We start from the raw sequence: 6,517 nt of genomic DNA on the forward strand, positions 1-6,517 counted from the left end.
TTATGAGTTATTTATTATTTTATCAAAAATAGCGGAATTGAGCAGACTTTGTCGATAATTTCATAAAGGATTCAGTCATGATTATACAGAAATCCTTATGTAAGGGATACCTAAGGAGGAGAATACATGAAGAAAAATGCAAAGGAAGCAATTGTTAATGCGGCCATATCGTTGTTCAATTCAAATGGGTATTCAGGAACGTCTGTAAGGGATATTGCAAACTTAGCAAAAGTAAACACGGCCACTATTGCCTACTATTTTAATAATAAACCAGGACTCTTAGAATACTGCTTTCTGCATTTTTTTGAACAATATATCAATAAGATAGAAGAAGCGTATCTCTCCATCGATCGTGGTGCAAAAGAATGTTTAAAGAGGATTGTCGCAGATTTACTTCATTATCAATGTGAAAATAGTCAGCTTGCCAGTTTTGTCTATCGGGAAATGTCGATGGATTCACAAGTGGTAAGAGAGATTATGTCCACCTATTCCTTGAAAGAAAAATATTATTTACAGAAGATATTTGAAAGAGGTTTTGAATGGCAGGAATTTCGTCCGCATTCCATACCATATTTAATTATCCAATTAAAGAGTTTGTTAATGATGCCATTTATGAATACACAATATATGAGAGAAGTTTTATACATTTTCCCCAATGAGCCATTTTTTGAGCAAAAGTATTTAAAAGATCTACACGCTTGGATCGATAAAACCCTATGTTTTGAAGGGCCAATTATGAAAGGGGTAGTTATAAAATAGCGGTTATCGCTATTTTTTTTATTCTATTTTACAAAAAAATTGAAATTAATAGTCAAAAAATGTCGTTAACATGGTATCATTATAGCATTGAATGGGAACATAAATAAATTTATTAATTATAGATGAATTCGAATCAATGTTGTTTGAAATAGGAGGCTTACTTGTGAAGTATTTCATTGGTTTTTTCATCCTGATACTAGCCTTGTTTGTATGGGGATATTTAATAAAGAAAAAGTACTTTAGAGAAATGGATCGACTTGAAGCATGGAAAATAGATTTATTTAATCGACCGATACTGGATGAAATGTCTAAAGTAAAGCAGTTAAATATGACTGGCCAAACAGAGGAGCTGTTTGAACGTTGGCGGAACCAATGGGATGATGTTGTTACTGTAAGGCTCCCTGATTTAGAAGAAATGCTTTTTGATGCGGAAGAATATATTGACCGGTACCGCTTTAGAAAGGCAAAAGAGGTACAACAAGCAATTGATACCAAATTGCAGGAAACTGAAACTGAAATAAAGAATATATTAGATGAGTTACACGAGCTGGTTGGCAGTGAGGAAAAAAACCGAGTAGAAATAGAGGAGTTAAAAGAGAAATATCGTGAAGCAAAAAAAATGCTGCTTGCTCACCGACATAGCTTTGGCAATGCAGAAAAACACTTAGAATTGCGCTTAAACGAAGCTGCGCAACATTTTCAAGTATTTGATGAGAAAACGAGTCTAGGAAATTATTTAGAAGCTCGCGAAGTCGTTTTACTGATACATAGTCAGCTTGGCACGATCAAACACCATATGAATATAATTCCGCAGATGTTAATAGAATGTCAATCATTGCTCCCAAATCTGTTATCTGATTGTTTAGAGGGACACCGTGAAATGATTGGTCAAGATTACTATTTAGATCACATTAACGTTGAGCAAGAAATTAAACGTTTGGAAGAAAAGCTTGCTGGAATTTTAATGTTGATTGAATCAGCTGAAATCGATCAAGCAGAGGAAGGGGTCAAAGAAATAAAGGATCGAGTTGATGTCCTCTTTGATCTTTTGGAACAAGAAGTTCACGCTAAACATTTTGTGATTAAGAACGAAAAAGCAGCTTATGAGCTTTTAGCTTCTGCTCAAAAAGAGAATAAGGAGCTATCAAATGAGGTGTTTGCGGTTCAACAAAGCTATCAATTATCTGATAGTGATTTTGAAACACAGAGGCAGCTTGAAAAAGAGTTATCCACTGTCTATAAGCACTATGAAATATTAGTTGAAAAATTGAAGATGAACGACACAGCACAAACGGCACTTAGCAATGAACTGAATTCAATTAAAGAACAGCTGGATCTCATTCGTGAAGGACAGCAGGCCTTTGCCTTAAAACTTCAAGCGTTACGTAAAGATGAAATCGAAGCGCGGGAAAAAGTGAAAGAATTAACAAAAAAAGTGGGCGAAACAATCCGGATTGTGAAGAAAAACAATGTTCCTGGTTTGCCTTCAGATTACCAATTTCTATTCGAAGATACAAACGAAAGCATCCAAAACGTTCGTTACCAGCTTGAAGAAAAGCCGCTTAATGTCTCGGCTCTTAATCAATACCTAGAAGTTGCTGTGTTAACAGTTGATAAGCTTGTGACAACTACTTATGAGTTAATTGAAAATGTTACATTAGCCGAAAAAGCAATTCAGTATGGAAATCGTTATCGCAGCCAGTACCCATCAATTGCAAAAGGTTTAGCAGATGCGGAAGATGCTTTTAGGCATTATGATTATCAGGAAGCATTAGAGCAGGTCGCAGCTTCACTTGAAGGAATTGATCCACAGGCATTAAAGAAAATAAAAGCAGCAACTGTAACGGAATAGGTTTGAGAGGAAACCGATTCAGCCATAAGGCTTGAATCGGTTTTTTCTTTTTCAAATGAACCTAAATATGATAAGATTTATTTTTGTTAAGTGTCTGGGCGGGGAGGAGACCACAACATGATTTATTTTGATAATAGTGCAACAACTAAACCATATAAAGAAGTTTTAGAGTCCTTTTTGACGGTTTCAAGTGAATATTTTGGCAATCCTTCCTCATTGCATAGTATAGGAGGACAGGCAGAGAGACTGCTGACACAGGCTAGGGACCAGGTAGCAAAGCTGCTAAAGGTAAGGCCGGCTGAAATATATTTTACCTCAGGAGGTACAGAGAGTAATAATATGGCCATTAAAGGGGCTGCTCAATTGCACCGAAATAAAGGGCGGCATATCATTACTTCAAGTGTCGAACATGCATCTGTTTTGGCAGTAATGGAGCAGCTTTCCGGGGAAGGGTTTGACATTACGTACTTGCCAGTAGACCAAAATGGAAGAGTCTCTGTTGATGATCTAGATAAAGCGATTCGGAAAGATACCATATTAATATCCATCATGCAGGTTAATAATGAAGTTGGGACCATACAGCCGATTGCCGAAATTGGGGAACTGTTGAAAAAACATCCCAACATTTTATTTCACGTCGATTCTGTTCAGGCGGTTGGAAAAGATCCGTTGTCCTTGTACAAAAACAGGGTTGATTTTTGTTCGTTATCAGCTCATAAATTCCACGGCTTAAAAGGGACGGGTGTATTGTTTGTTCGAGAAGGAGCAAGACTTGCACCCTTATTATCTGGCGGCAATCAAGAGCGCAAGATGCGCAGTGGTACGGAAAATGTGGCGGGATTCGTTGCGCTGGCAAAGGCCTTAAGAATCACAATGGGTAAAAGTGAGCTTGGAATCACGAACATGAAAAGAATCCAGTCCAGTCTGCGGAAAGAATTAAATGAAATAGAAGGTGTGAATATCCATACACCGCTCGAAGGGGCCGCACCCAATATATTAAATTTCTCACTAGAAGGAATAAAATCGGAAGTATTTATCCATGCATTAGAACAGGAAGGTGTGTTCGTTTCCACGACAAGTGCCTGTTCGTCAAAGAAGAAATCACCGAGCAAAACACTGCTTGCAATGGGGATTGCGGAAAAATTAGCGGATAGTTCGATTCGAATCAGTCTCACTTTTGATAATACAGAAGAAGAGGCAAGAGCAGCCATTACTGCGATTAAAAAGTGTGCAAACCAATTACGAAAGGTTATGAAATAAATGAATTATGACCGTATTTTAATACGTTATGGTGAAATATCCACAAAGGGACGAAATCGCCATAAGTTTGTTGAGAAGCTTAGAAAAAGCGTGAAAATTGCCCTGGTACCTTTTCCAAATATTAAAATAGAGGCCAGCCGGGATCGGATGTATGTTTTATTAAATGGGGAAAGCGGAATAGAAATTATCGGAAAACTAAAACATATATTTGGGATTCAATCCTTTAGTCCGGCGATTAAGGTGGAAAGGAATGTTGAGGCTCTTAAAAACTCGGCATTGGATTTCGTAAGGTCACATTATAAGGAAGGGCAGACCTTTAAAGTTACCCCAAAACGTTCAGATAAAACATTCGAGTTAAATACAGATGGGATCAACCGAACCATTGGCGGCTATTTACTTCAGAATATCCCTGGACTTCGTGTAGATGTAAAGAATCCGGATATCAATTTACGAATTGAAGTCAGAGAAAACGCGATTTATTTATCGTGTGAAACGATTCCAGGTGCTGGCGGAATGCCGAGCGGCTCGAACGGAAGAGCAATGCTCATGTTGTCTGGAGGAATCGATAGCCCTGTTGCCGGTTACCTGGCAATGAAACGAGGATTAGAAATTGAAGCGATTCATTTTCATAGCCCTCCATTTACAAGTGAACGTTCGAAAGAAAAGGTAGTAGACCTTACTAAGAAGCTGGCCGAAATTTATGGAAGTAATATTAAGCTTCATATAGTCCCTTTTACCAGCGTTCAACAGGCTGTTCGCGAACAAATCCCTGAAAATTATTCAATGACTTCAACCAGAAGAATGATGCTTCGAATTGCCGATGAAATTCGGATTAAACAGGAGGGGCTAGCGATTATTACGGGTGAGAGCCTTGGTCAGGTAGCGAGCCAAACCTTAGAAAGTATGTTTACGATTAATGAGGTGACGAACACCCCCATTCTCCGTCCATTGATTATGATGGACAAAACCGATATAATCAAAATCGCGCATGAAATAGATACTCTCGAAATATCGAATAGGCCTTTTGAGGACTGCTGCACAATCTTTGTTCCTGCCTCTCCTAAAACAAAGCCGCGTCGGGAGAAAGTCCAGCATTATGAAAGCTATTTTGATTTTACCCCTCTAATTAATGAGGCAGTCCAACAGGTTGAAACTCTTGTCATTCAACCTGAAGAGCAAAACTCAGAATTTAATTCATTATTTTAATAAACAAAATATTAAATTTTTGTGAATAATTACCAATTGGATTATAGAATGAACTTTAGAGTTTCTACACATTCTATACTCACAAGGAGGTGATATCACATGGCAAGCAACAACTCAAACAACTTATTAGTTCCTGGTGTTGAACAAGCTCTTGATCAAATGAAATATGAAATTGCTCAAGAATTTGGTGTAAATCTTGGTGCTGACACTACTTCACGTGCTAACGGTTCTGTTGGTGGTGAAATCACTAAGCGTCTAGTTTCTATGGCTGAACAACAATTAGGCGGCGGATTTTCTCGTTAATCAAATTGAATAAGATGGCTACAGAGAGTGTGGAGGTTTACCTCCCACTCTCTTTCATTTTCATTAAACTGGAATAAATTGCGCAAACAAAAAGGTCTTTTAATTTATTATTTAAGATGTATAATAAAGAGTATTTCGAAATTAGAAACATTAAGGGGATCGGAAGACAGATGAAAAAAACAAATACAAAGATGGGAGCGGTCCATGCCGGCTTTTCTTATTTTCTTTGGGGATTACTGCCGATTTATTGGAAATTTTTAGAACAAGTAAATGCAACGGAAATCCTTGCAAACCGAATTTTTTGGTCGTTTATTTTTATGTTGCTTGTTCTAGTCATAACAAATAAATGGAGTTTATTTGTTTATACCTTAAAAGGTTTCACGGAGAATAAAAAACAGATGTATGCCCTGACCATTGCCTCGTTATTAATAAGCGTTAATTGGTTTGTCTATATTTGGGCGGTGAATAGCGGCCATATGATTGAGGCAAGTCTAGGCTACTATATTAATCCGCTTATTAGTATCTTACTTGGCATGATTGTCCTTAATGAAAAATTAACGGTTGTGCAACTTGTATCTTTTATCCTGGCTGTAATTGGAGTAGTCATTATAACTATTTCACATGGTGTATTTCCATGGATTGCAATAACTCTTGCTTTATCCTTTGGTTTGTATGGGCTTGCTAAAAAGATGATTAATGTGGAATCGTCGGTTGGTTTGACGTTAGAAACTATGGTGCTTGCACCAATTGCTGCTATTTATATGATTTACTTATTCCTAAATCGATCTAATTCTTTATTTACCGCCGGTTGGGGAACGGATTTATTATTGATAGGTGCAGGTGCAGCTACTGCGATACCACTGCTTTATTTTGCAAAAGGAGCTCAAAAGATACCACTTTCTTTACTGGGCTTCCTGCAATATATTTCACCAACGTTAACACTAATTTTAGGTGTTTTTGTCTATGATGAGCATTTTTCTAAAATACAATTGCTATCCTTTATGTTTATTTGGGCTGCTGTAGCCATTTATTCACTTTCAAAAACAAAATGGTTTACTCATAGAAAAGTTAAGCTTTCAAACGAAAACAGAGCTGCACTTTAACTAAGAAAAGCACTAGCGCCTTGGTCAGCCCCGA

The 6,517-nt window shown here is 37.4% G+C and carries 6 protein-coding genes; all 6 read left to right on the forward strand.

Features of this window, described 5'->3' with window-relative positions:
* Positions 1-126: 126 nt before the first annotated feature.
* The 6 genes from refZ (at position 127) to rarD (ending at position 6,483) form a co-directional block, all read left to right on the forward strand.
* Entirely contained in the window at positions 127-759 is a 633-nt protein-coding gene (gene refZ, locus COD92_RS29825; protein ID WP_098532034.1) for a forespore capture DNA-binding protein RefZ, read from the forward strand.
* A gap of 163 nt (positions 760-922) precedes the next feature.
* The gene (gene ezrA / locus COD92_RS29830) at positions 923-2,611 is read left to right on the forward strand and encodes a septation ring formation regulator EzrA (protein WP_098532035.1); all 1,689 of its coding nucleotides are present in this window, start codon (positions 923-925) and stop codon (positions 2,609-2,611) included.
* 117 nt (positions 2,612-2,728) lie between these two features.
* Positions 2,729-3,871 (forward strand): cysteine desulfurase family protein, encoded by a 1,143-nt coding sequence (locus COD92_RS29835; RefSeq protein WP_098532036.1) that lies wholly within the window; start codon positions 2,729-2,731, stop codon positions 3,869-3,871.
* The gene (thiI, locus tag COD92_RS29840; RefSeq protein WP_098532037.1) at positions 3,872-5,077 is read left to right on the forward strand and encodes a tRNA uracil 4-sulfurtransferase ThiI; all 1,206 of its coding nucleotides are present in this window, start codon (positions 3,872-3,874) and stop codon (positions 5,075-5,077) included.
* A 99-nt stretch (positions 5,078-5,176) separates the two neighbouring features.
* Positions 5,177-5,380, forward strand: coding sequence for an alpha/beta-type small acid-soluble spore protein (locus COD92_RS29845; protein WP_098532038.1), 204 nt, complete (start codon positions 5,177-5,179; stop codon positions 5,378-5,380).
* A 170-nt stretch (positions 5,381-5,550) separates the two neighbouring features.
* Positions 5,551-6,483, forward strand: coding sequence for an EamA family transporter RarD (gene rarD / locus COD92_RS29850; protein ID WP_098532039.1), 933 nt, complete (start codon positions 5,551-5,553; stop codon positions 6,481-6,483).
* Positions 6,484-6,517 lie beyond the last annotated feature (34 nt).

The organism is Bacillus sp. AFS037270 (assembly GCF_002585305.1).